Source organism: Vreelandella sp. F11 (genome assembly GCF_042466685.1).
Classification (GTDB): domain Bacteria; phylum Pseudomonadota; class Gammaproteobacteria; order Pseudomonadales; family Halomonadaceae; genus Vreelandella.
Genome location: NZ_CP170448.1, coordinates 4,629,726 through 4,652,480, shown reverse-complemented (window position 1 = coordinate 4,652,480; position 22,755 = coordinate 4,629,726). Strand labels below are relative to the sequence as shown.

Annotated in this window: 22 protein-coding genes; 16 read left to right on the top strand and 6 right to left on the bottom strand. The window is 56.2% G+C overall.

The annotated features are described in order from the left end of the window. Positions 1–68 precede the first annotated feature (68 nt). From ACFIOZ_RS21225 to ACFIOZ_RS21200, 6 genes are all read left to right on the top strand, one after another. Positions 69–1,241 (top strand): ABC transporter substrate-binding protein, encoded by a 1,173-nt coding sequence (locus ACFIOZ_RS21225; RefSeq protein WP_386081091.1) that lies wholly within the window; start codon positions 69–71, stop codon positions 1,239–1,241. Positions 1,242–1,306: 65 nt separating this feature from the next. Further along, positions 1,307–2,167: a branched-chain amino acid ABC transporter permease gene (locus tag ACFIOZ_RS21220; protein ID WP_386081090.1), complete on the top strand. Its 861-nt coding sequence runs from the start codon at positions 1,307–1,309 to the stop codon at positions 2,165–2,167. Positions 2,168–2,179: 12 nt separating this feature from the next. Next, positions 2,180–3,247: a branched-chain amino acid ABC transporter permease gene (locus tag ACFIOZ_RS21215; protein WP_386081088.1), complete on the top strand. Its 1,068-nt coding sequence runs from the start codon at positions 2,180–2,182 to the stop codon at positions 3,245–3,247. Positions 3,248–3,250: 3 nt separating this feature from the next. Next, positions 3,251–4,018 (top strand): ABC transporter ATP-binding protein, encoded by a 768-nt coding sequence (locus tag ACFIOZ_RS21210; protein ID WP_386081086.1) that lies wholly within the window; start codon positions 3,251–3,253, stop codon positions 4,016–4,018. Continuing rightward, positions 4,015–4,746, top strand: coding sequence for an ABC transporter ATP-binding protein (locus ACFIOZ_RS21205; RefSeq protein ID WP_386081084.1), 732 nt, complete (start codon positions 4,015–4,017; stop codon positions 4,744–4,746). Before ACFIOZ_RS21210 ends, ACFIOZ_RS21205 begins: the two co-directional genes overlap by 4 nt. A 74-nt stretch (positions 4,747–4,820) precedes the next feature. After that, positions 4,821–6,026 (top strand): benzoate/H(+) symporter BenE family transporter, encoded by a 1,206-nt coding sequence (locus ACFIOZ_RS21200; protein ID WP_386081083.1) that lies wholly within the window; start codon positions 4,821–4,823, stop codon positions 6,024–6,026. On the opposite strand, the gene ACFIOZ_RS21195 is transcribed toward ACFIOZ_RS21200, so the two are convergent. Further along, positions 6,023–6,925, bottom strand: a complete 903-nt coding sequence (locus ACFIOZ_RS21195) for a LysR family transcriptional regulator (RefSeq protein ID WP_386081082.1) — start codon at positions 6,923–6,925, stop codon at positions 6,023–6,025. The two genes, ACFIOZ_RS21200 and ACFIOZ_RS21195, sit on opposite strands and share 4 nt — an antisense overlap. A 207-nt stretch (positions 6,926–7,132) precedes the next feature. Here ACFIOZ_RS21195 and ACFIOZ_RS21190 point away from each other — a divergent pair, with 207 nt between their 5' ends. Together ACFIOZ_RS21190 and mscL are read left to right on the top strand one after the other, a co-directional pair. Further along, a complete protein-coding gene (locus ACFIOZ_RS21190; protein WP_386081080.1) occupies positions 7,133–7,576 on the top strand; it encodes a universal stress protein in 444 nt (147 codons plus the stop codon). Between the two features lie 152 nt (positions 7,577–7,728). Continuing rightward, the gene (gene mscL, locus ACFIOZ_RS21185; protein ID WP_386081078.1) at positions 7,729–8,253 is read left to right on the top strand and encodes a large-conductance mechanosensitive channel protein MscL; all 525 of its coding nucleotides are present in this window, start codon (positions 7,729–7,731) and stop codon (positions 8,251–8,253) included. A gap of 55 nt (positions 8,254–8,308) precedes the next feature. On the opposite strand, the gene ACFIOZ_RS21180 is transcribed toward mscL, so the two are convergent. The 4 genes from ACFIOZ_RS21180 to hemC are packed head-to-tail and all read right to left on the bottom strand — an operon-like array spanning position 8,309 to position 12,792. Then, positions 8,309–9,586 carry a heme biosynthesis HemY N-terminal domain-containing protein gene (locus ACFIOZ_RS21180; RefSeq protein ID WP_386081077.1) on the bottom strand — a complete coding sequence of 426 codons (1,278 nt, stop codon included), beginning with the start codon at positions 9,584–9,586 and terminating at the stop codon, positions 8,309–8,311. Beyond that, on the bottom strand, positions 9,583–11,058 hold the full coding sequence (locus ACFIOZ_RS21175; RefSeq protein WP_386081076.1) for a uroporphyrinogen-III C-methyltransferase: 1,476 nt from the start codon (positions 11,056–11,058) through the stop codon (positions 9,583–9,585). The genes ACFIOZ_RS21180 and ACFIOZ_RS21175 overlap by 4 nt, the downstream gene beginning before the upstream one ends. A 13-nt stretch (positions 11,059–11,071) precedes the next feature. Then, complete coding sequence (locus ACFIOZ_RS21170; protein WP_386081075.1) at positions 11,072–11,851, bottom strand: uroporphyrinogen-III synthase; 780 nt, start codon at positions 11,849–11,851, stop codon at positions 11,072–11,074. Then, positions 11,848–12,792 (bottom strand): hydroxymethylbilane synthase, encoded by a 945-nt coding sequence (hemC, locus tag ACFIOZ_RS21165; protein WP_386081073.1) that lies wholly within the window; start codon positions 12,790–12,792, stop codon positions 11,848–11,850. Before hemC ends, ACFIOZ_RS21170 begins: the two co-directional genes overlap by 4 nt. Positions 12,793–12,927: 135 nt before the next feature. Between hemC and ACFIOZ_RS21160 the strand changes: the two genes are divergently transcribed. The 8 genes from ACFIOZ_RS21160 (at position 12,928) to ACFIOZ_RS21125 (ending at position 21,867) form a co-directional block, all read left to right on the top strand. Further along, positions 12,928–15,717, top strand: a complete 2,790-nt coding sequence (locus tag ACFIOZ_RS21160) for an EAL domain-containing protein (RefSeq protein WP_386081071.1) — start codon at positions 12,928–12,930, stop codon at positions 15,715–15,717. A 97-nt stretch (positions 15,718–15,814) separates the two neighbouring features. Further along, the gene (argH, locus tag ACFIOZ_RS21155; protein WP_211594509.1) at positions 15,815–17,218 is read left to right on the top strand and encodes an argininosuccinate lyase; all 1,404 of its coding nucleotides are present in this window, start codon (positions 15,815–15,817) and stop codon (positions 17,216–17,218) included. Beyond that, complete coding sequence (gene lptM, locus ACFIOZ_RS21150; RefSeq protein WP_386081070.1) at positions 17,215–17,346, top strand: LPS translocon maturation chaperone LptM; 132 nt, start codon at positions 17,215–17,217, stop codon at positions 17,344–17,346. Before argH ends, lptM begins: the two co-directional genes overlap by 4 nt. A gap of 33 nt (positions 17,347–17,379) precedes the next feature. Next, the gene (gene lysA / locus ACFIOZ_RS21145) at positions 17,380–18,651 is read left to right on the top strand and encodes a diaminopimelate decarboxylase (RefSeq protein WP_386081069.1); all 1,272 of its coding nucleotides are present in this window, start codon (positions 17,380–17,382) and stop codon (positions 18,649–18,651) included. Then, entirely contained in the window at positions 18,651–19,484 is an 834-nt protein-coding gene (gene dapF, locus ACFIOZ_RS21140) for a diaminopimelate epimerase (protein ID WP_386081068.1), read from the top strand. The genes lysA and dapF overlap by 1 nt, the downstream gene beginning before the upstream one ends. 16 nt (positions 19,485–19,500) lie before the next feature. Then, positions 19,501–20,208, top strand: a complete 708-nt coding sequence (locus ACFIOZ_RS21135; RefSeq protein WP_386081067.1) for a DUF484 family protein — start codon at positions 19,501–19,503, stop codon at positions 20,206–20,208. Then, on the top strand, positions 20,201–21,145 hold the full coding sequence (locus ACFIOZ_RS21130; RefSeq protein ID WP_386081066.1) for a tyrosine recombinase XerC: 945 nt from the start codon (positions 20,201–20,203) through the stop codon (positions 21,143–21,145). Before ACFIOZ_RS21135 ends, ACFIOZ_RS21130 begins: the two co-directional genes overlap by 8 nt. Beyond that, complete coding sequence (locus tag ACFIOZ_RS21125; protein ID WP_386081064.1) at positions 21,142–21,867, top strand: HAD family hydrolase; 726 nt, start codon at positions 21,142–21,144, stop codon at positions 21,865–21,867. Before ACFIOZ_RS21130 ends, ACFIOZ_RS21125 begins: the two co-directional genes overlap by 4 nt. Before the next feature lie 21 nt (positions 21,868–21,888). Here the strand turns inward: ACFIOZ_RS21125 and yihA are convergent, their stop codons facing one another. Then, the gene (gene yihA / locus ACFIOZ_RS21120; RefSeq protein ID WP_386081062.1) at positions 21,889–22,527 is read right to left on the bottom strand and encodes a ribosome biogenesis GTP-binding protein YihA/YsxC; all 639 of its coding nucleotides are present in this window, start codon (positions 22,525–22,527) and stop codon (positions 21,889–21,891) included. Between the last annotated feature and the right edge of the window lie 228 nt (positions 22,528–22,755).

The following is a 22,755-nucleotide window of genomic DNA, read 5'->3' as shown; positions in this document are numbered from 1 at the left end:
TGATAACGCCTTTGGCGATATTGGATAACAAAACAAATTAACAACAACTGAACCCTGGTGAAAATAGAATGAAAATTTTTAAAAAGACCTCGCTAGCGACACTCCTCAGCGCTACTGCCATGCTGTCAGTCGGCAGTGCCATCGCTAATGAAGATCCGGTGAAACTTGGTTTGATGCTTCCCTATTCAGGTACCTACACTGCCCTTGGAGAGGCCATCACGAATGGTTTGAAATTGGCCATTGAGGAAGAGGGTGGCCAGTTGGGTGGCCGCGATGTTGAATACATTGAGCTAGACTCGGAAGCAGATCCATCTAAAGCGCCTCAAAACATGAGCCGTTTGGTCAATGGCGATGATGTGGATTTCGTCATTGGCCCCGTTCATTCGGGCGTTGCCATGGGCATGCTGCGAGTAGCTAAACAGACTGGCGCTATCACCATTATTCCCAATGCAGGGTTGGGGGCCGCCACTAATGAACTGTGCATGCCAAACGTTTTCCGAACCTCGTTCAGCATGTGGCAGGACAGCTATCCCATGGGTAAAGTAGCTTACGATCAAGGGCATCGTAAGATTGTTACCATTACTTGGGATTACGCCGGTGGTAAGGAAGACCTCACTGGTTTTGAAGAGGCGTTTACCGCAGAAGGCGGCGAAATCGTCGAGCAAATTTTAGTACCCTTCCCCAGTACGGAATTTCAAAGTTACCTGACGCAGATTGCCAGTCTTGAGCCTGACGCGGTTTACACCTTCTTTGCGGGCGGCGGCGGCGTCAGCTTTGTACGGGATTATGCCGCAGCCGGTCTAAAAGAGAGCATACCGCTGCTAGGATCGGGATTTCTTACCGAAGGTAATTTGGCAGCATTAGGCGATGCAGGCGAAGGCGTGATGACTACGCTGCACTACGCTGAGACCCTCGAAAATGATGCTAACCAATCCTTCCTTTCAGCCTATGAAAATGCCTACGGTGAAATGCCGGATACCTATGCCGTACAGGGTTACGATACGGGCATGATGCTAGTGCAAGCGCTGAATGTATTAGGGGGCGATACCTCTGATCAAGAGCGCCTGATAGATGTATTAGCCAATGTTGAATTGGCAAGCCCGCGTGGGCCTTTAAGCTTCTCTGACTCCCACCACCCTATCCAAAATGTTTACCTTCGTGAGATCCGCGACGGCAAGCATGAAGTCATTAGTATCGCTGCCGAGAATCTCGAAGTACCCGATGAAGCCTGCCAGATGTAACCACATCTATAGGCACTCTGGGGCGAGCATGGCTCGCCCCTCACTCAGATTCTCGGAGGGATCTTATGGATCTCGCATTTTTCAGCGTACAGCTCCTTAACGGCCTGCAGTACGGCTTACTGCTGTTTTTGATTGCCAGCGGTTTGACGTTGATTTTCGGCATTATGGGCATCATTAACTTGGCCCACGGCGCTATGTATATGATTGGAGCCTATTTGGCTTACGACCTTACCCTGCGTTTGGGCAATTTTTGGCTGGCCATTCTGGCGGCCATTCCCATCGCTATTGCACTGGGACTCATCATTGAGCGGCTGTTTCTGGATACCCTCTACAAGCGGGATCACCTCTATCAAGTATTGCTAACCTTCGGGTTAATTTTAGTGCTCAACGAAGCGCAGCGGATTATTTGGGGAGGCGATGTGCACCGTGTTGCAGTGCCTGCACCGTTCGACGCCAGTATTCAGTTGACGGATAACTTGCAGTACTCGGTTTACCGCCTATTTGTGATGGGCGTCTGCCTAGCATTGGCGGGGGCGATCTATTGGGTGATGCGCCATACGCGACTGGGCATCATTATTCGCGCGGGAGCGGTTAACCGCGACATGGTGGAAGGGTTGGGAATCAATGTCCGTACCCTCTTTACGCTCATCTTTAGCGTAGGAGTGGCACTTACCGCTTTCGCGGGGATGATCGCGGCACCGCTCACCTCCATTGCGCCAGGCATGGGCGATAGCATCCTCATCACTTGCTTTGTAGTCGTCGTTATCGGCGGTATTGGCTCCATTAAGGGGGCCTTTTGGGGCGCCATTATTATTGGTATGGCCACCACCTTTGGAGCGGTACTCATCCCTAGCCTTGCCAGCATGGTGGTCTACCTAATTATGGCGGCGGTGCTGCTGGTGAAACCGCGCGGCCTTTTCGCGTGAGGAGAGTAAGCAATGTTACATAGATATCCCAAGCGCGTTGGACTCATCATGTTGGTATTAACGGCGTTGGTAGCCGCTTTTCCTCTCTGGGGAGAAGCCGTCTTCGGCGGTCAAGCCAATTTCATGTTGGAGAAACTAACCCTGATGCTGATTCTGGCCCTGTTTGCCATGAGCTTGGATCTATTGGTAGGCATCGTGGGACTGGTCAGTCTGGGACATGCGCTCTTCTTCGGTTTGGGGGCCTACACTCTGGCGTTAGCCAGCCCTGACTTTAGTCCGGCATCAATGTGGTGGATGTTGCCTCTTGTAATGGGCGTCTCTGCCTGTGTGGGATTAGTGATAGGCATCTTAGTGATCCGCACTAAAGGCATCTTCTTCATCATGACCACTCTGGCATTTGGCCAGATGCTTTACTACTTCATTAGTACGTCCCAGTTTGCGGGAGGAACCGACGGTGTTTTTATCATGTTCCGGCCGAGCTTGGCGTTAGGAGAGCGTACGCTGGTAGACCTTGATAACCCTTACAGCTTCTTTTATTTCTGTTTGGGAATGCTGCTCCTGGGCTACCTCTTTTTACGCTGGCTCACTCGGTCCTACTTCGGCCAAGTGCTCGACGGTATTCATGACAATGAGCATCGTATGCAGGCGTTAGGTTATGCCACTAGCGGCTACAAATTGGTGGCCTTTGTTATCGCGGGAGTGATGGCAGCGATTGCTGGTATGTTGGCGGCGATGCAGTACGGCTTCGCTAATCCGGCTCAGCTTGGCTGGCACACCTCGGGCGAAGTGCTAATGATGCTGATTTTAGGCGGCATGGGCACTATCTTTGGCCCCATTTTAGGCGCCTTCGCCTACGAAATTCTGCTCTATACCTACGAACATGCCACTACACACTGGCCCATCCTGATGGGGCTGACCATTATCGTTGCAGTACTGGTGCTTCCTCGCGGAATTGCAGGCTTGATTATCGCGCCGCCCAGGCATCGTAAGCGCCAAGTAGCCTCTAAAGTCACCTCAGACCATGGGAAGACGTCGTTGGCTATCTCCGCTCAACCCGTTACCCCGCGCAAGGAGAGCTAAATTATGAGTGACGACATTATCTTAGCTACCCACGGTTTGACCCGGCGCTTTGGTGGATTAGTGGCGGTTAACGAGGTGGACTTTGATGTTAAGGCCCATGAGATCCATGCCATTTTAGGCCCCAATGGCGCGGGTAAGAGTACGCTGATCAACCTGCTCTCTGGCGAGATTCCTCCTTCTGAAGGTCAGGTGCTCTATCGCGGTCAGCCGATTCAGGGTAAAAGCGCTCGGCAGACTGCCCGCCAGGGCATTGGCCGCAGCCACCAGAAAACCAATATCTTCCCTCGTCTCAGTTGCCTGCAGAATTGTGAGCTGTCCGCGCGTATCCATATGGGTGGTGTGTTTGGCAGTTGGCGTTCGCGACAAACCGCCCGGAAGGTGAACGATCGCGCTCAGGAGGTGCTGGATACCTGCCAATTGAGTCACCGTGCGCATACGAAAGCCTCAGATATGAGCTATGGCGAACAGCGCCAACTGCAGATCGCGATGGTGTTGGCGACAGCACCGTCGCTGATGCTGCTCGACGAGCCGATGGCGGGTATGGGGCGTGAAGAGACCGCTCAAGTCACCGAGCTGCTCGCCAGTTTGACGGATCGCTACACCCTGGTACTGATTGAACACGACATGGATTCGGTCTTTCGCTTGGCTGACCGCATTACCGTCATGGTTGATGGCTGCGTGTTGGAGAGTGGCCCGACCGAGCAGATACGCACAAGCGAAAAGGTACGCGATGTTTATCTGGGGCGTCATGAAGAGGGGGTCGCGGCATGAACTCAGAACAAGCCAATACACCATTGATTGACGCCCAGGGGCTGCACACTTACTACGGTGAGAGCCATATTTTGCACGGGGTGGATTTGACTCTCATGCCTGGCGAAACGTTGAGTCTGCTGGGCCGTAACGGTATGGGCAAGACCACGACGCTAAAGTCGATACTAGGGTTTGTCCCACCGCGGCGCGGCGAGGTGTTTATTAAGGGCGTCTCGGCGACCAAGCGGCGCCCCTGGCAACTGATTCGCCAAGGGATTGGCTACGTGCCGGAGGGACGCGGTATTTTTCCAGGCGTCAGTGTACGTGAGCATCTAATTATGGCTGCACGTCCCAATGAGCGGGGGGAGTCCCCCTGGACGCTAGAGCGCGTTCTGGATACGTTCCCGCGGCTGGGCCAACGTATCAATCATGATGGCTCCTTTCTCTCAGGTGGCGAGCAGCAGATGCTTTCTATTGGCCGTGCGCTGACGACCAACCCCGATCTGATCATCCTTGATGAAGCGACCGAAGGCCTTGCTCCGCTGATTCGCGATGAGATTTGGAAGATCATAGGTGAGATCAAAGCGACCGGGATTTCTACCATTATCGTCGATAAAAATATCGATAACATTCTGAAGATAGCAGAAAAACACCTGCTACTGGTCAAGGGGGAAGTGGTCTATAGCGGTGATTCTCAAGGCCTAAAAGATAACCCTTCAATTCTTGAAACCCACCTCGGCGTTGCTTGATACAGCTCCGGCTAGCAGATGCTTGCCGGAGCCGTTGGCTACTCGTTAAATACTGACACGGGGAAGTGTGTTGCATGCAATTTTACAAGCAATTGCAAAAGCTATCTCAAAAAGACTTATTGATGTCGATTCCGGCGATCACAGCTGGCTTTGTAGCGGTGTTGGTCTCTTATTCCGGCCCTCTCGCCATCTTTTTTCAGGCGGCCCAAAGCGCCGAAATATCGAATGCGATGATGACATCGTGGGTTTGGGCCATCTCTATCGGTGCAGCAGTCTCGGGTATTTTGTTAAGCCTATGGCTAAAGGTGCCGGTAGTGACGGCCTGGTCAGCGCCTGGTACGGCGCTATTAGTGGCCCTGTTCCCAGGGTTGTCACTCAATGAAGCGGTGGGGGCCTATTTGAGTGCAGCGATGATCATTTTTGTGATCGGTGTTACCGGCTCTTTTGACCGAATTATTCAGATGATTCCACCAGGTATTGCCAGCGCGATGATGGCGGGTATTCTCTTCCAGTTTGGGGTGGGTGTCTTCGTCTCACTGGAGAGCGTGCCAGCGTTGGCGATTGGTATGCTTATCGCTTATCTCCTATTTAAGCGGTTAACTCCACGCTACAGTCTGGTGCTGCTATTAGTGGTTGGCATTGTGTTGGCTGTCATTTTAGAAGGCGCAAACTTAGAGGGCGTTTCAGTCCAGCTTGCCCAACCACAGTTTATCCGCCCTGAATGGACCTGGAATGCAACCTTGAGTCTAGCCATACCGCTGGTACTCGTCAGCCTCACCGGGCAGTTTCTACCAGGTATGGCAATCATGCGGAGTTCCGGATACAGCACGGCGGCCAAACCAATTGTCACCGTGGCGAGTTTAACGTCTTTTTTTACTGCCTTTTTTGGGGGGATTACTACGGTGATCGCAGCGATTACCGCGGCCATCTGTACCAGTAAGGAAGCCCACGAAGATCCCGACAAGCGTTATGTGGCGGGGGTAGCGAACGGAGTGTTCTACCTGATTGGTGGCATCTTTGCGGGCACTATTGTGTCTCTATTCACCTCGTTGCCGGGGGAGTTTGTAGCGGTGCTTGCGGGGCTCGCGCTCATTGGTGCTATTGCCAGCAACATCAGTGCGTTTGCTGTCGAAAAGAGCCATCTGGAAGCCTCTGTGATTACCTTTATTGCCACCGCATCGGGCGTTAGCTTTTTAGGCTTAGGCTCCGCCTTTTGGGGAGTGGTCGTTGGAGCGCTTGCTTACAACCTACTGCATCGACGCTTTGAACCGAACCGTTAGGGGTAGCGGCCAGAGCGACGATTCTCAACGAGTACTTCTAAGATAGCATTGGCTTCCTGCATAAGCGGGGAGGGCTTTTCGCCTCGTCGACGGCTGCAGACAACGGGTGAAGTGATGGACTTATCAGCCAAGGGCACATAGCAAATGCCATCCCGTTGAACGCGCTTAACCTGCTCCGGAACCAGCGTAATACCAATGCCGGAAGCGACAAGACTTAGTGCCGTCTGAACCTCGTTTGCTTCTTGTACCACCTCCACCTTCAAGCCTTGACGACGGAAAATGCCAAGTACCATATCGGCAAGACTGGGACGTGGTTTTGCGGGAAACAGGATGAGAGGGTAGCGGGCCAGCTCTTCGCAGCTAGGGGTGGTTCCCTCTAGCGGATGGCCGCTTGAGAGTGCTGCAATTAATGGCTCATCGAAGAGAATCTCTTGCTCGACGTCGGGGTCATCAATACGTAAACGCCCGAACCCCATGTCGATGCGGCCTGCCTTAAGCGCTTGAATTTGTTGTACCGTTGTAAGCTCTGCTAGCGAGAGCTCTACATTATCCATTCGGCGTAGATCACGTACGAGCATTGGCAACTGCCCGTAAAAAACGGACGGTACAAAGCCAATGCCGAACAGCGCACGTTTGCTGCGTGCCATGTGGCGTGTCGCTTCAATGGTGACCTCAACTTTCTCTAATATCTGCAGAGCATGCTGCTGAAAAAACACACCTGACGGCGTTAGGCGCAAGCCTCTAGAGCTTCGTTCGAATAACTCCGCGCCTACTTCTTGTTCTAGCTGCTTGATTTGGCGTGATAGAGGTGGCTGCGACATATGCAAGCGTTCGGCAGCGCAAGTGAAATTAAGCTCTTCGGCAACAATGCAAAAGTACCTCAGGTGGCGTAGTTCCATGATACCTCCAAGGTATGAGTGGCTACTTAAATAATAGTTGTTTTGTAATTCTGAAAATTTCAAGCTGGTTAGTATTCTCAAGCAGCAAAACATTTTTTAACCAACCCAGTTAGGCCTTACAAAGCTATCAGGGTTTATGCGTGAGAAAGCAAAATAACGTGTAAGACTTTAGTAATGATAGAGAAAATAGATAGAGGTGAACGCACCATGTATACCCGTATTCTCGTACCTATCGATGGCTCTGAGCACGCTAAGCAAGCTCTATCAGTCGCTTGTAAGTTATTAGATGAAAAGGCCTCTACGCTTTATTTACTGCATGTACCTGAAACGCTCTCATATACCACCACGCTGGTATGGGGTATTGGAGCTGTTAATGCCGAAGCTAATCTTGCTGAACGGGAGAAAGCAGGCGAACAGTTGCTGCGGCAAGCGGCTAAGTCAGCGCAAGAGCAAGGTGCTCAGCGAATTGAAGAGCTACTTACCCGGGGTGATCCTGTCCGAGTGATTTTAGACACTGCGAATATGGTTGATATCGATACGATTGTGATGGGGAGCCGCGGATTAAGCGACTTGGCGGGTGTTGTGATTGGCAGCGTTTCACACAAAATAGGCCACTCTGCCAAGTGTCGTGTGATTACGGTGAGTGAGTAAAGAGCGATGCCGATAACTGTTCGCACATCACTCTGCATGGTTTCCACCCTGAACAAATTTACTTGCCGCCTAACGCGCCGTCGCCCATGCTTTTATTTGAATAGAATCGCTTTGGGTGTGGTTAACAGGAAAACGTTAGGGGCGACGAAGAAATGGCAAAATTCTTCCAGGAATTCCGTGAGTTTGCGGTAAAAGGCAACGTCGTCGATATGGCGGTGGGGATCATTATCGGAGGGGCGTTTACGCTGATTGTGCAGAGCCTGGTGGCGGATGTGATGAATCCGCTGATTGGCTTGCTGGTGGGGGGTGTGGATTTTTCCAACCTGTTTGTGGTGTTACGCCAAGGGGCGGTGGGCGGCCCTTATGCGACGCTGGCGGATGCCCAGGCGGCAGGGGCGGTAACGTTAAATGTGGGGCTGTTTATCAATGCAGTGGTGAGCTTTACGATTGTCGCCTTTGTGGTCTTCTTATTGGTGCGCACCATCAACCGTTTAAAGCGTGAAGAGGCGGTGGCGCCTGCGAGTCCTACGGAGCAGCCGTGCCCTTACTGCCTAATGGTGGTACCGATCAAAGCCACCCGCTGTGGTCACTGCACAGCAACTCTTCCTTCGCCAACAGTGGCTGAAACGGCGGATGAGACTACCACCCCACCGCACATGCCAGCAGCTAAACCCTGACCCACTAAAAAGGGCGCCTATAAAGGCGCCCTTAAAGGTAGAACCAGACGTACCACTACGCGCTTTTCTTAATGGTTTTGCTATCTTTTTGCTTACTGTCAGGCTTCTTGCTGTCGTTGGCATCGCTGGGTTGCGGTAGCGACGGCAGCGATTTAGCCAGCATTTCGACACTGTGACGGTAGTAGAGCTGACTCTTATTATGCTCGCCCAGGCTGGCATAGAGGCGCGCAAGCTCCGCACACACTTCGCCATTGGGGCGCTGACGCTGGCTGGCTTCAAAATACTCTAGTGCCTTTTGCCACTGGCCGATGCGCAGCGAGAGGCGGCCGCAAGCGAGCAGCAGCTCTGGGTCGTTAGGGCGCTCCTGCAGCCATTTTTCGGCTTTAACGAGTTGGCGAGCAGCGTCCACGTTCAGCAGGCCGTAGCGTTTCACCAAACGCGCATCCCAATGGTGATCGAGCGAATGGTTGAGCAAGCGTTCGGCAATCGGCTCTTCGTTGGCTTGTATCAGCGCTTCGCTGTAAAGCACGATCAGCTCGGTATTGCCACGCAGGTAGTCCGGCATATCCGCCCACAGGCCGCGCACACGCTCAATGTTGGTGGGGTTTTGCGCTTCAAACACGATGAGTTCGCGGTAGGCTTTAAACTCGAGCTGCTCACGCTCTTGCTGGGTAATGAGCTTCTGCGCCGCCAGGCGGGGAATCAAACGCCGTAAGCCTTCCCAGTCGTTGACGCTTAAATGCACCTGCTTGAGTAGCTTGAGCACCTGCGGGTGGTTGGAGAGCTTCTTATCCAGGCGATTAAGAATCGCCAGCGCTTCTTCCGGCTGCTGACGCTCAATCATCATTTGCGCTTGCATCAGGCCAACGGCCGTATCGGCACCGTCGGTGGTTAGCTGTGCCTGATTCAGGTGCTCCTGGGATTTCACGTGATGGCCCTGGTAATGGGCCGCCAGCGCGGCAGATAGGTAGTTGACCAGCGGTGTGCTGGAGTCATCGGCGGCATTAACCAGGGTTTTTTCGGCTTTTTTCCAGCGCCCTTCGGTCAGTGCTACCAGGCCACGCACGGTGCGCTGCATGGCGCGACGGTTACGGGCGCGACTGTTCCAGCTACGAAAACGCCCCATGGGGCGAATAATGCCGCTGAGCAAACGCAGCACGAAGTGTAGGACGATAAAGGCGGCAAACAGCAGTACCAGACCAAACCAAAACGATGTCTGGACGGAGGAGTCACCCACGCGGATCAGCCAGTAGCCGGGCACCGACATCATCAGATGCCCAAACAGGGCCCCGACGGCGAGGCCTGCGACAATGAGGAGAACAAGCTTTCTCATGAATCACCTCCGCTTTGGCCACGCGTCTCATAGCGGTTGTCGATAAAGCGAGCAAGTGCCTGCTGTGAAGCGCTGATGTCCGGCAGCTCTGGTTTTACCTCTGCTTGCTTAAGCTCTTCAAGGCGCGCAATAACACTTTGGGTCTCTTCGCGAGTGGTGTCGTAGTAGTCATTCAGCAGCTGTAGTGCTTTGTCGATACTCGCGTCATAAAGCTCTTTCTCTTCGTTGAGCAGGGCCAGTTGGGTCTGTTCGAGCACTAAACGCAGGCTTTGACGCAGGTAAGACTCTTGCTCTGGCGTAATCAACGCTTCCAGGGCTTCATCGTGATGGCGAACGACCACCAGGTCTTTAAGCTCTTCACCAAAGCGCGCCAGCTGGCGCTGGAAAGTGCCGGTCGGCGGCTCTTCGATGCTGGAGGAGACAGCCTGTTCTTCGATCTCCTGGGAGAGGCGCAGGCTGGAAATGCGCTCCTGCTGAGCATTGAGCGCTAAATAGAGACCAGTGCGGTCAACCTGAGGCACAGCGTCCAGGGCAGCTAGCTCATTGGCAATCGCTTCGCGAACGGGGGTCAGCGCTGGGTTATCAGCATCAGCTAGGCGTGCATCGGCAGTACGCAGCAGGGCGGCGGCGCCATCAACATCGCCCTCTAACTGCAGGCGCTGATTGGCGAGGCGCAGCAGATAGGCTGCTTCAGCATGCAGCCACTCGCGCTCGTCGGTGTCCTGCTCTTGAGAGAGTTGATCCAGCACTTGGCCCAGGGTCTCATCGACATCGCTGCGGTAGCTTTCAAATTCGCTACGTAGATCGCTTAGCGCGCTCTGCAGGGCTTCATCGCGCTCGGCTTCGCCGCTGTCCAGGCGTGATTCCAAATCGCTAACCGCTTGTTGTGAGGCGCTACCTTCAGCCTGTTGCGCTACTTCGTCAAGGCGCTGCTGCTGGCTCTCAAGGCGCTGCCCGCCTTGCCAGGCGATGAACGCCAAGGCAATCGCCAGAATAATCACCAGGGCAATCGCGAGGCCGCCACTTTTACCGCCACCACTCTTGCCTCCACCGTTCTGGACACTGCCACTGCCACTGCCACTGCCACTGCCTTTGGGGCCGGTGGGCGGCGTGGTGCCCGTCGACGATTTGTCGCTGGCCGGCTTGGACGCGGTGGAACTTGAAGAAGAAGGGCTTTGTTGCGCTGCACTTGATGACGGTGAGGCCGTGCTGCTGGAGGTCGTGGCCTCCGCTGGCTTAGCCGTGGTGCTGCTAGCAGCGGTTGAGCTCGCAGAGCCCTTTCCACGCCGCCGCGACCGACTATTTTTAGCACCACTCTGAGCAGGTGTTGTTGAGCTCGGCGGTGTGGTCGGCGTGCTGGGCTCAGTCGCGTCGGTCGTGGAAGCTGCTGTGTCGGTCGCTTTAGGGACGCCTTGGGAGGCATCGGCGGACGTCGGTTGTACATCGTCCTGATCGTTTACTTGTTTGCTCATGTGTCGCTAGCCCTTAGTAAGTTCCTTGATCGACATCGGCACCCTGTGGGTCGCAGGTCTCCAACGCCGCTATCAATGCAGCTGGCGTAGCTCCGGACGCCACCTTGAGGTCACGAAAACCCAGTATGCCAGCCAGTGTAGCCAAACGGCGACTGGAAACGATTAGCGGTTGGTTCAAGGCCGCCTGATTACACCATTTTGCCAGATGTTCCAGCAGTTCGCTGCTGGTGACGATCAACGCCCGATAATTACCTGAAGAAAGACGCGTTTGCAGAGCAGGTGCAAGGGGGTGATACGTGCGGCGATACACCGCCACGCGAGTCACCTTTGCCCCCCGCTCGGCAAGCGATTCCGCGAGCAGTGAACGGCCACCCTCGCCTGCCACCAGCAGAATACGCTGGTGCGCTAACCGCTGCAGTGAGGCAAGCGCAAGCAGTGCTTCGCTGGTATCTTCGCCGACACTGGGCGATGGCACATGAACGCGTACACCCAACTGATCATAGAGCGTCGCCGCGGTGGCGCTGCCAACGCTGTAGTAGTCAATGCCAATGGGCAGTTGTGGCCAGTAGCGATCCAGCGCTTCGCTTAAACATACCGCCGCAAAGGGGCTGATGACGATTATCTTATGGTACTGATCTATATCCAGCCAGATTTGTCGCATGTCGGGATTTTCTGGCAAGACTTCAAGCTGCATCACATTAAGTGATTCAACGCTCTCGCCCTTTTCGCGAAGGGCAGCGGCCAGCGCTTCACCGCGCTCGCCTGGGCGGCAGATCAATACCGGTTGGCTCATAGGGTACGGCCGTAAACCTCAGCCAGAATATCGCCAGCGCCCTGATCCAGCAGCTCTTCGGCAATCCGGATGCCCAGCGCTTCCGGTTCATGCATAGAACCACGCCCTTCGGCGCGCAGCACTTCGGTGCCCTCTGGGTTGCCCACTAAGCCGCGTAGCCACAGGGTTTCATTGTCAATATCCAGCACCGCGTGGCCCGCGATGGGTACCTGGCAGCCGCCCTCTAAGCGCGTGTTCATGGCCCGTTCGGCGCGTACGCGGGTTGCGGTGTCTGCGTCGTCAAGCGGGGCTAGTAACGCAATCAGCTCGGGATCATGCAGGCGGCACTCGATGCCTAAGGCGCCCTGGCCGCAGGCGGGCAGGCACACTTCCGGTGGCAGTGCCTGGGCAATCCGCTCATTCAAGCCCAACCGCTTAAGGCCCGAGGTCGCCAGGATGATGGCGTCAAATTCGCCTGCGTCTAATTTACTTAGCCGCGTTTGCACGTTGCCGCGCAGATTAAGAATTTGCAGGTCGGGGCGGGCTTCACGCATCTGCAGCCCACGGCGTAGACTGGCAGTGCCAATCCGTGCCCCTTCGGGAAGCTCATCAATGCTGGCGTAGTGGTTGGATACAAACGCATCGGTAGGGTCGGCGCCTTCGAGAATGACCGATAGGCCCAGTCCTTCGGGAAAGTGCATGGGCACATCTTTCATCGAGTGGACGGCAATATCGGCACGGCCATCGAGCATGGCGTCTTCCAGCTCTTTAACGAACAACCCTTTACCGCCAATTTTTGAAAGCGGTGTATCGAGAATTTTGTCGCCCTTGGTAGACAGTGCCACAAGCTCGACCTCAAGGCCGTCGTGGGCCGCCATTAAGCGGTCGCGAACGTACTCAGCCTGCCACATGGCCAATTGACTTTTACGCGTGGCAATGCGCAGTTTGGTGATGGATAGCACGTTATTCTCCCTATACCGCAGACACGGCGAGTCAAGCTATGATAAGTGTCATCATAAAGCACCGAGCGCCACAGTAAAAATAACGGAACTAATTATGCTCCCGTCACGTGTTTTATCCGTTCTCTAGGAAATCCTATGTCTTTAGTGTTACCCCACGGCCAGCTTGACCAGTTTTTCCTGCTTTCACGGGATCTGTTCTGCTGTATCGACTTTGAAGGCACGCTGCTGCAAGTCAATCCAGCCTTCGAGACGCTGCTGGGGTACTCGTCTGAAAAATTGATCGGGCGTGCCTGCGGCGTCGTTATAGATCCCCTTGACCATCCCGTGATTGAGGGAGCTTTACAGCGACTGCATCAAGGCGGAAAGGTCGCCCCCTTCGAAGTGCGTGCTGTCTCCGCAACCGGCAAGCAGCACTGGCTGGAGGTCACGGCTTCATTTGGGGAGGGCGTGATTTACGTGATCGCCCGGGTTATTACGCGGCGTAAGGCAGCCGATGAGCAACTGCAGCGCAACCAACGGCTGTTTAAAATTGCCGGTGAAACCGCGCTGATTGGTGGTTGGTATGTCGACATGGTGGACGGCAAGTTTATCTGGTCGGATGAGCTTAGCCAGATTCACGGCATGCCCGCTGGATTTCAGCCCAGCGTTGAGGAGGCGTTTTCCTTCTATGCTCCTGAGTCACGGGAACGCCTGATGGCGGCGTTCAATGCCTGTTGTGAGGACGGCATTAGTTTTGATGGCGAGTTTGAGGTGATTACCCGCCAAGGGAAGCATCTTTGGGTGCGGGCCATTGGTAAAGCAGTGCGTGATGACGAGGGCCGCATTATTCAGGTACAGGGGGCGTCTCAGGATATTACCGAGCAAAAGCAGCTGCGCGAAAACCTCACCCAGCTTGCGCACCGGCTCACAATGACGCTGGATAGCATCACCGACAGTTTTTTTACCCTCGATACAGAGTGGCGTTTTACTTACGTGAATCGGGAAGCAGAGCGTATTTTGAAGCGCCCCGGGGGTGAGTTGCTAGGCCAGCCTATTTGGCAGAGTTTTCCTGACGCCGAGGGCAGCAGGTTTCAAAAAGAGTATCAACGCGCCGCGAGCGAACAAGTAGCGGTGCATTTTGAAGCCTTCAATCCCCGGCTCAATAGTTGGCTTGAGGTGCACGTTTACCCTTCTACTGAGGGGCTTGCGGTCTATTTCCGCGACATTAACGAGCGCAAAGCGACCGAGCATCAGTTGAAACTGCTGGAGCGTAGCGTTGAGTCAAGCACCAATGGCGTCATTATTGTCGATGCGCAGCGTGCTGATTGGCCAATTGTGTATGTCAACGCCGCTTTTGAGAGGATTACCGGCTATTCGCGCAGCCAGGCACTGGAGCGCAACTGCCGTTTTCTGCAGGGTGAAGAGACCGATCCCGCCACTATCAATCAGCTAAAGGTAGGGATTGCTGAACAGCGTGAAGTGCACGTGGTGATCCGCAACTATCGGCGTGATGGCACGGAGTTTTGGAACGACCTGTACATTTCACCCGTTCTAGATGAGGACGGCCAGGTGACCCACTTTATTGGCGTCCAGAACGACATATCGGCGCAGCGCGAATATCAGGCCCAGCTCGCCCACAACGCCCATCATGATGCGCTGACGGGGCTGCCCAACCGGCTGCTGCTAGGTCAGCGTTTGGAAGAGGGGTGTGTGGTCGCGCGCCGCTACCAGCGCTACATAGCCGTGCTGTTTATTGACCTGGACGATTTCAAACCGATCAACGATACCCTCGGCCATGAAGTGGGCGACTTTATTTTAGTCGAGGTCGCCAAGCGGCTGGAAAATGAATTGCGCCCCTGGGACACCGTGGCGCGCTTTGGGAGCGATGAGTTCGTTGTGCTGCTGCCGGATCTGGCCCACCAAGATGATGTGATACAAGTGGTCGAACGAGTGCTTCAGGGCCTTTCGCCCCCTTATTGGTACCGCGACAGTGAGCTTCGCATCACCGCCAGTATCGGGATTGCCATCAACGACGGCACCATAGACAACCCCCGCCAGCTTATCCAGCAGGCGGATTTGGCCATGTATAAAGCCAAGCGGCGCGGGCGTAATACCTACCACTGGTATACCGAAGACTTGAATCGCAAAGTGAGCGAAAGGGTGAGCTTACGCAGCGCACTACAGCAAGCCATTGAACAGCAGCAGTTCGAACTGCATTACCAGCCGCAAATCCATGCGCCCAGTGGTCGCGTGGTGGGGGTGGAAGCACTGATCCGCTGGCAGCACCCTGAGCGCGGCAATATTCCGCCCTCTGATTTTATCAGCCTTGCCGAGGATACTGGTCAGATCATACCTATCAGCGAGTGGGTGCTGGCCACCGCTTGTCGCGATGCCCAGCAGCTTAATGGCCTAGGGTTGGGTGAGATCACCATGGCGGTCAATATCTCGCCGATGCAGTTTCAACGTCCCGGCTTTTTCGCCTCCATTGAGCAGGTGCTGGCGAGCAGTGGTTTAAGGCCAGCGCTATTGGAGCTAGAGCTCACCGAAAGCGTCCTGATGGAGAGTGCCGAGCAAGCCATCCAGGCGTTAAAGCATTTGCGTGCCCTGGGGGTTCAGATAGCGTTAGACGACTTTGGCACCGGCTTCTCTAGTCTCAGCTACTTAAAGCGGCTGCCGATTAATCGCATCAAGATTGACCGCTCCTTTGTGCGCGACGTGATCTCTGACCGCCACGATGCTGCGATTATCGAAGGTGTAGTCGCTATGGCGGGAAAGATGGGACTTGAGGTTTTGGTCGAAGGCGTCGAGACGGCAGAGCAGTTTGGCTACCTGCTAAAGCGCCACTGTGACTACTATCAAGGCTATTTCTTTGCTCGCCCCATGCCCCTCGGTGCCCTGCGCGAGTTTTTGCACCAACCCCCTGCCGTCATAACGTCTCTCTGTTAGCTGACGCATAAGTAAAAACGGCGTGCCGCTGACCGGGGCGACTCTGGTACACTTTCTGCTAACGACTCCTTTGTTTTGCTAGCAGGATATATCTTCGATGAGCCAAGCCACGAATCAGTCTTGGGGCGGTCGCTTTAGCGAGCCCACCGATGCCTTTGTTGCACGCTTCACCGCGTCGGTTAATTTCGACCAGCGTCTGGCCCCCCAGGACATCCAGGGTTCCATCGCCCACGCCACCATGCTTGCTCGGGTAGGCGTGCTTACCGATGATGAGCGCGATGCGATTATTAACGGCCTGAATGAGATACAGGGCGAAATCGAGCGCGGCGAATTTAACTGGTCAGTGCCGCTTGAAGATGTGCATATGAACATCGAAGCGCGGCTGACCGAAAAGATCGGCATTACCGGCAAAAAGCTCCACACCGGACGCTCGCGTAACGATCAGGTCGCCACCGATATTCGTCTGTTTATGCGCGATGAGATCGATGTTATCGAAGTGGAGCTGAAACGTCTGCGCGAAGGCATGATCGAGCTGGCTGACCGTGAAGCCGAGACCATTATGCCCGGCTTTACCCATCTGCAAACCGCCCAGCCGGTCACTTTTGGCCACCACATTCTGGCTTGGCAGGAGATGCTGGCTCGCGACCATGAGCGCCTGCTGGACTGCCGCAAGCGCGTCAACGTCATGCCGCTGGGTGCCGCGGCGCTGGCCGGCACTACCTATCCCATCGACCGCCACGTCACCGCAGAGCTTTTGGGCTTTGACCGCCCCACGGAAAACTCCCTGGACGCAGTCTCGGATCGTGACTTCGCTATTGAATTCACCAGCTTTGCCAGCATCCTATTGATGCACCTGTCGCGCATGAGCGAAGAGCTGGTGCTGTGGACCAGCGCCCAGTTCAACTTTATCGACCTGCCCGACCGCTTCTGCACCGGCTCATCCATCATGCCGCAGAAGAAAAACCCTGACGTGCCGGAACTGGTGCGCGGCAAAACCGGTCGTGTTTATGGCCACCTGATGTCGCTGTTAACGCTGATGAAATCGCAGCCGTTGGCCTACAACAAAGACAACCAGGAAGATAAAGAGCCGCTGTTCGATGCCGTGGATACCGTGCGCGACTGCCTGAAAGCCTTCGCCGATATGGTGCCCGCTATTGAGCCCAAAAAAGCCAGCATGTATGAAGCGGCGCGGCGTGGTTTCTCCACCGCGACGGACTTGGCTGACTACTTGGTGCGCAAAGGCGTGGCCTTTCGTGACGCCCACGAAATCGTCGGCCAGTCGGTGGCTTATGGCCTAAAAAGCGAAAAAGACCTGTCTGAAATGAGCCTGGAAGAGCTTCAGCAGTTCTCCGCTACCATCGAGCAGGACGTTTTCGAGGTATTAACTCTGGAAGGCTCTGTCGCCGCCCGGAACCATATTGGTGGCACTGCACCCAACCAGGTGCGGGCGGCCGCCCAGCGGGCGCGTGAGGCGTTGGCCGCGCTCAAGGCGGGCGCATGAAAACGCTGGCAATCATCGCCCTTTCGGCGCTGCTGTTAACCGCGGTTACTGCCTGTGGGCAAAAGGGGCCGCTTTATCTGCCGGACAATGCACCCGCTGACGAGCAATCTACCCAGCCCTCTGAATAGATAGCCGCAGGCCCAGGAGAAGGGGAGAGCCCTATGGATTATTTTAATTACCGCGATGGCGTGCTATACGCCGAAGATGTGCCGCTGTCACGGATTGCCGACGAGTTCGGCACGCCCTGCTACGTCTACTCAAAAGCGACCTTTGAGCGCCACTTTCGTGCCTACACCGAAGCACTGGGCGGCCATCCTCACTTGATCTGTTACGCGGTGAAGGCCAACTCCAATCTGGCTGTGCTAGGCCTGTTAGCCAAGCTGGGTGCGGGGTTCGATATCGTCTCCATCGGCGAGCTTGAACGGGTGCTGAAGGCGGGGGGCGACCCGGTGAAGGTGGTCTTTTCCGGGGTTGCCAAGCAGCCCCATGAAATGGCCCGAGCGCTGGAAGTGGGCATTAAGTGCTTTAACGTTGAGTCGCGCCCTGAGCTCGAGCGCTTGAATCGCGTCGCTGGCGAGCTGGGTAAAGTGGCACCGGTCTCGTTGCGGGTTAATCCGGACGTGGATGCGGGTACTCATCCGTATATCTCCACCGGTTTGAAGGATAACAAGTTTGGTATTCCGGTGGATGAAGCGCTGGCTGTTTATGAGCTGGCCGCAAGCCTGCCCAATGTGCAAGTGAAGGGGCTCGACTGTCACATCGGTTCCCAGCTTACTGAAACGGCGCCGTTTTTGGATGCCCTTGAACGCTTGTTGGTACTCATGGAGCGGCTGCGCGAGCGAGGCATCGAAATCGAGCACCTCGATTTAGGCGGTGGTTTAGGCGTGCCATATCGTGACGAAAAGCCGCCCCAGCCGTTCGATTACGCCAGCCAACTGCTGGCGCGGCTTTCGCGCTGGGAGGGCGGCGAGCAGTTGACGCTGCTGTTCGAGCCAGGCCGTTCGATAGCCGCCAATGCGGGCGTTATGCTCACTCGGGTGGAGTTCTTAAAGCCCGGAGAGACCAAAAACTTTGCCATTGTCGATGCGGCCATGAACGACCTGATTCGTCCGGCGCTGTACCAGGCCTGGCAGGCAATTGTGCCGGTGGATACCCGCCAATCCCGGGAGAGTGCCTTCTACGACGTGGTGGGCCCCGTTTGCGAAACCGGTGACTTTCTGGGCAAAGAGCGCGAGCTGGCAATTGCCGAAGGTGATCTGCTGGCGGTGCGCTCGGCGGGGGCCTACGGGTTCGTCATGGCCTCGAACTACAACAGCCGCCCGCGGGCCGCTGAGCTAATGGTCGATGGCGACAACTGCCACGTGGTGCGCGCACGGGAAACCGTCGCTAGCCTGTGGGCAGGTGAAGCGCTGCTGCCCGAAGGGGGGCGCTGATGCTGTTACACTTCACCAAAATGCATGGCCTGGGCAATGACTTCGTCATGGTGGATCTGGTCACTCAGCGCGCACGGTTGGACGAGGCCCAAATCCGCACGCTGGCAGACCGGCGTTTCGGCATTGGCTTTGATCAGCTGTTGGTTGTTGAACCGCCTCGCGATCCCGAGATGGATTTTCGCTACCGCATTTACAATGCCGACGGCAGTGAAGTGGAGAACTGTGGCAACGGCGCGCGCTGTTTTGCCCGCTTCGTGCGCGATCAGCGGCTAACCCATAAGCATGAAATTCATGTGGAAACCGCCGGTGGCCCCTTGGTACTCACCGTTCAGCACGACGGCATGGTGCGGGTGGATATGGGCCGGCCACGGTTTACTCCTCTGGCGCTGCCGTTCGATGCCCCTGGGGATCAACCATTGCATCAGCTCGAAGTGGGGGATGAAACGCTGCGGATTGGCGTGGTCTCCATGGGCAACCCCCATGCGGTGCTGCAGGTCGACAGCGTGGACGATGCCCCGGTCGAACGCCTTGGGCCATTGGTAGAGGCGCATCCCCGTTTCCCTAAGCGTGTTAACGTAGGCTTTATGCAGGTACTCTCGCCAAGTGAAATTCGCTTGCGCGTTTATGAGCGCGGCAGCGGCGAAACGCTGGCCTGCGGCACCGGTGCCTGCGCCGCAGTGGCCAGCGGCATTCGCCAGGGGCTGCTGAAAAGCCCTGTAAAAGTCCATTTACCCGGTGGAGAACTCAGCATTGAGTGGCCTGACCCAGAAGGGGCGCTAACGATGGTGGGGCCAGCTACACGCGTCTTCGATGGCCGCGTAGCACTTAATTAATTCGAGGAGAACGGCGATGTCACAAGCCCCCGAACCCCGCAAAACGCTCGAGCCTGATCAAGTGGCGTTCTGGCTGGCGCGCCATCCCGATTTTTTCGTCGGCCGTGAAGGGTTGCTTCAGCAACTGCAGGTGCCTCACCCGCATATCGATGGGGCGGTATCGCTGCTAGAGCGCCTAGTGCTGGATCTGCGTAAGCGTGCGGAAACCGCCGAGGGGCGCCTGGAACACCTGCTGGAGACGGCTCGGCATAACGAGTCCCAGTACCGTCGGCTGCGGGAAACATTGATAGCGCTGGTGGAAGCTCCAGACCGCGATGCGCTGGCGCAAGCATTGGCCACCCAACTGAGCGAGCGCTTTGAGACCCCGGCCATGGCGCTGTGGTGTCCCTCCACGTTAAGCGATAGTGAGCCGACGCCGCCCCAGCCGCCCCGGCATGTGCTGGATCAGCACGCCAGCGCTCGCCTGTCGGCGTTGCTGGATGGCCGAACCAGCCGCTGCGTTAAGCTTAGCGTCAGCGACTGGAAGTGCCTGCTACCCCATGTCAAAGCGCCCCGCAAAGCGGGCTCGTGCGCGATTTCACGGCTCTCGGCGGGTGACCCCATGGGCTATTTGCTGCTCGCTAGCCCCAGCCCCGACGCTTACCGCGCCAGTATGGACACGCTGTTTACCGAGTACTTGGGCGATATCGTCGCGCGCCTGCTGGTACGCCTGGGCGATGACTGACCCCTGCTTGTCGGAATCAGCCTTAGCCCAGCGTGTTGAGGCATTTTTGAACGCTCTGGCGAGCCATGCAAGTCCAGCCACCGTTGAGGCGTACCGGCATGACCTGGCGGCGTTGTGTACCTTCACCGAGCGTCGCGAGGTGACCGACCCTGCGGCGTTAGATACTGCACTATTACGGGCGTTTTTGGGCTCAGAGCGCAGCCGGGGCTTGGCGCCCAGGAGTCTGGCCCGGCGGCGGGCGGCGCTTTCCCAGTTCGCCGACTATCTGGTCAAACAGGGTGTACTGGTTGATAACCCGGTGGGTTTATTGCGTACGCCAAAGCAGCCCAGCCATCTGCCGCGCCCGGTGGATGTTGACGCCCTGGCGCGCTTCCTCGATACCCCCCACGACGGCTCACCGTTGGGCGTGCGGGATCAAGCCATTCTTGAGCTGTTTTACTCCAGCGGTCTGCGCTTGGCGGAGCTGGCGGCGCTCGATTTGGGCGATTTGCAAAACAGCCGGGTCAGGGTAATGGGCAAAGGCGCTAAACCTCGCCAGGTGCCGGTAGGGCGCCGCGCCCAGCAGGCGCTGGCCGAATGGCTCGGGTGTCGCGCTGCGCTGGCCCCCATGGCTGAGCAGGCGCTGTTTGTGGGCCAGCGCGGGCAGCGGTTAGGTCATCGCGCCATTCAAAAGCGTTTAGCGCAGTTGTCTGTTGCCCGTGGCTTGCCCGAACACCTGCATCCCCACCGTTTGCGCCACTCCTTTGCCAGCCACCTGCTGGAATCAAGCCAGGATCTGCGCGCCGTGCAAGAACTGCTGGGGCACGCCAATCTGTCGACCACGCAAATTTACACCCGGCTTGACTGGCAGCATCTGGCGACTAGCTACGATGCCGCACACCCCCGGGCCAAGCGAGGCCCCAACGACCCTACGAATAGCCCCAGGAGCAAGCCATGACGATGTTAAAGGCGATTACCTTCGATCTCGACGATACGTTATGGGATAACCACGGTGTGATGGCGCGCACCGAAGAGGGGCACTACCGTTGGTTACTGGAGGCGTTGGATACATGGCGGGCAGCACGCCAGGAAGCAACCTTGGGGCTATCCCATGAAGAGGGCGGGCTGGATTATCTCCAGCGTCGTCAACAGCTGGCCAGTGAGGTGCCAGAACGTCGCGGGGATTTCACCTGGCTGCGTTTGCGCGCCTTGGAGGCCCAGTTAGAAGACGCAGGTTTGCACCGCAGTGCTGCGTTAATGTGGGCATCCGCGGCGATGAATGAGTTCCACCGCCTACGCGTGCAGGTCACGCCTCACCCCGAAGCGGCCGGTTTGCTGGCTGCCCTGGCGGAACGCTATCAGTTGGCGGCGATCACCAACGGCAATATTCATCTTAAACGACAGCCGCTGGCAGCCTACTTTCCGGTTGCCATTGCCGCGGGCGAGATATTGGCGCCCAAACCTGACCCTACGCCGTTCCTCACCGCACTGTCGCAACTCAACGTGGCCCCCGAGCGCGCCATGCATGTGGGTGATTCGTGGCTGGAGGACGTGCTGCCCGCCCAGCAGTTGGGCATGCATGCGGTATGGATTTCTCCCTCAGAGGATCAACCACTGCCGCCACGGGTGTATCGCATAGCTCATATTAAAGAATTGCCCAGCGTGCTTGAGAAGCTATAGCTCAGCGGAGCAATAGCGACATCACTCAGGGGGGGTATACAGCCACTGGTTGAGCTTCTGGGATAGCGTATCGACGCCGTCGCGCTTGAGTGAAGAGAACAGTTGAACGGAGACCAGGTCTTCCCACTCTTTCAACCGTGAGCGCACTTTCTGCAAGGCAGCACTGGCCGGGCCTCGCTTCAGTTTGTCGGCTTTGGTGAGCAAAATATGCACCGGCATACCGCGCTGGTCGGCATAGTCGAGCATCATTTGGTCGAACTCGGTAAGCGGGTGGCGCACATCCATTAGCAGTACTAAGCCGCGCAGGCTAAAGCGGTTGCGTAAGTACTCGGCTAGATGTTTTTGCCACTCCAGTTTGACCGCCTCTGGTACCTTGGCGTAGCCATAGCCGGGGAGATCGACCAAGCGCCGCGCTTCGTCGTTCATCACGCTGAAAAAGTTGATCAGTTGGGTGCGCCCCGGCGTTCGAGAGGTGCGCGCTAACGCATTTTGTTGCGTTAATGCATTGATAGCACTTGATTTGCCCGCGTTTGAACGCCCGGCAAAAGCGACTTCGGCACCGGTGTCATCCGGGCACAGGGCCAGGGTGGGGGCGCTAATAAGAAAACTTGCCGTCGGGTAGTTCAGCCGAGGAACTGGGCTATCATGGGAGGTAGTCATGGGGTTAATCCTGAAAAACGAACATAAAAACGGCCTACTCTGCGTACGATCAACTCATTATCGCCTCACCATCAGGTAAAGTAGAACGCATAATAGCGACTCATGATAAAGAAGTGAGAGCGGTACCGCGACGAATTACCCCTAAAGCAGGTAAGTACTTGCATTCCCGCCGCTGGGGTGATTCGTTATAATGCAAGCGGTTTATATCTGCGACCTGGGGCGCTAGTG

Coding starts and splice junctions, on each gene's coding strand:
- ACFIOZ_RS21225 (WP_386081091.1), top strand. CDS start 69: ATGAAAATTTTTAAAAAGACCTCGCTAGCGACACTCCTCAGCGCTACT.
- ACFIOZ_RS21220 (WP_386081090.1), top strand. CDS start 1,307: ATGGATCTCGCATTTTTCAGCGTACAGCTCCTTAACGGCCTGCAGTAC.
- ACFIOZ_RS21215 (WP_386081088.1), top strand. CDS start 2,180: ATGTTACATAGATATCCCAAGCGCGTTGGACTCATCATGTTGGTATTA.
- ACFIOZ_RS21210 (WP_386081086.1), top strand. CDS start 3,251: ATGAGTGACGACATTATCTTAGCTACCCACGGTTTGACCCGGCGCTTT.
- ACFIOZ_RS21205 (WP_386081084.1), top strand. CDS start 4,015: ATGAACTCAGAACAAGCCAATACACCATTGATTGACGCCCAGGGGCTG.
- ACFIOZ_RS21200 (WP_386081083.1), top strand. CDS start 4,821: ATGCAATTTTACAAGCAATTGCAAAAGCTATCTCAAAAAGACTTATTG.
- ACFIOZ_RS21195 (WP_386081082.1), bottom strand. CDS start 6,925: ATGGAACTACGCCACCTGAGGTACTTTTGCATTGTTGCCGAAGAGCTT.
- ACFIOZ_RS21190 (WP_386081080.1), top strand. CDS start 7,133: ATGTATACCCGTATTCTCGTACCTATCGATGGCTCTGAGCACGCTAAG.
- mscL (WP_386081078.1), top strand. CDS start 7,729: ATGGCAAAATTCTTCCAGGAATTCCGTGAGTTTGCGGTAAAAGGCAAC.
- ACFIOZ_RS21180 (WP_386081077.1), bottom strand. CDS start 9,586: ATGAGAAAGCTTGTTCTCCTCATTGTCGCAGGCCTCGCCGTCGGGGCC.
- ACFIOZ_RS21175 (WP_386081076.1), bottom strand. CDS start 11,058: ATGAGCAAACAAGTAAACGATCAGGACGATGTACAACCGACGTCCGCC.
- ACFIOZ_RS21170 (WP_386081075.1), bottom strand. CDS start 11,851: ATGAGCCAACCGGTATTGATCTGCCGCCCAGGCGAGCGCGGTGAAGCG.
- ACFIOZ_RS21160 (WP_386081071.1), top strand. CDS start 12,928: ATGTCTTTAGTGTTACCCCACGGCCAGCTTGACCAGTTTTTCCTGCTT.
- argH (WP_211594509.1), top strand. CDS start 15,815: ATGAGCCAAGCCACGAATCAGTCTTGGGGCGGTCGCTTTAGCGAGCCC.
- lptM (WP_386081070.1), top strand. CDS start 17,215: ATGAAAACGCTGGCAATCATCGCCCTTTCGGCGCTGCTGTTAACCGCG.
- lysA (WP_386081069.1), top strand. CDS start 17,380: ATGGATTATTTTAATTACCGCGATGGCGTGCTATACGCCGAAGATGTG.
- dapF (WP_386081068.1), top strand. CDS start 18,651: ATGCTGTTACACTTCACCAAAATGCATGGCCTGGGCAATGACTTCGTC.
- ACFIOZ_RS21135 (WP_386081067.1), top strand. CDS start 19,501: ATGTCACAAGCCCCCGAACCCCGCAAAACGCTCGAGCCTGATCAAGTG.
- ACFIOZ_RS21130 (WP_386081066.1), top strand. CDS start 20,201: ATGACTGACCCCTGCTTGTCGGAATCAGCCTTAGCCCAGCGTGTTGAG.
- ACFIOZ_RS21125 (WP_386081064.1), top strand. CDS start 21,142: ATGACGATGTTAAAGGCGATTACCTTCGATCTCGACGATACGTTATGG.
- yihA (WP_386081062.1), bottom strand. CDS start 22,527: ATGACTACCTCCCATGATAGCCCAGTTCCTCGGCTGAACTACCCGACG.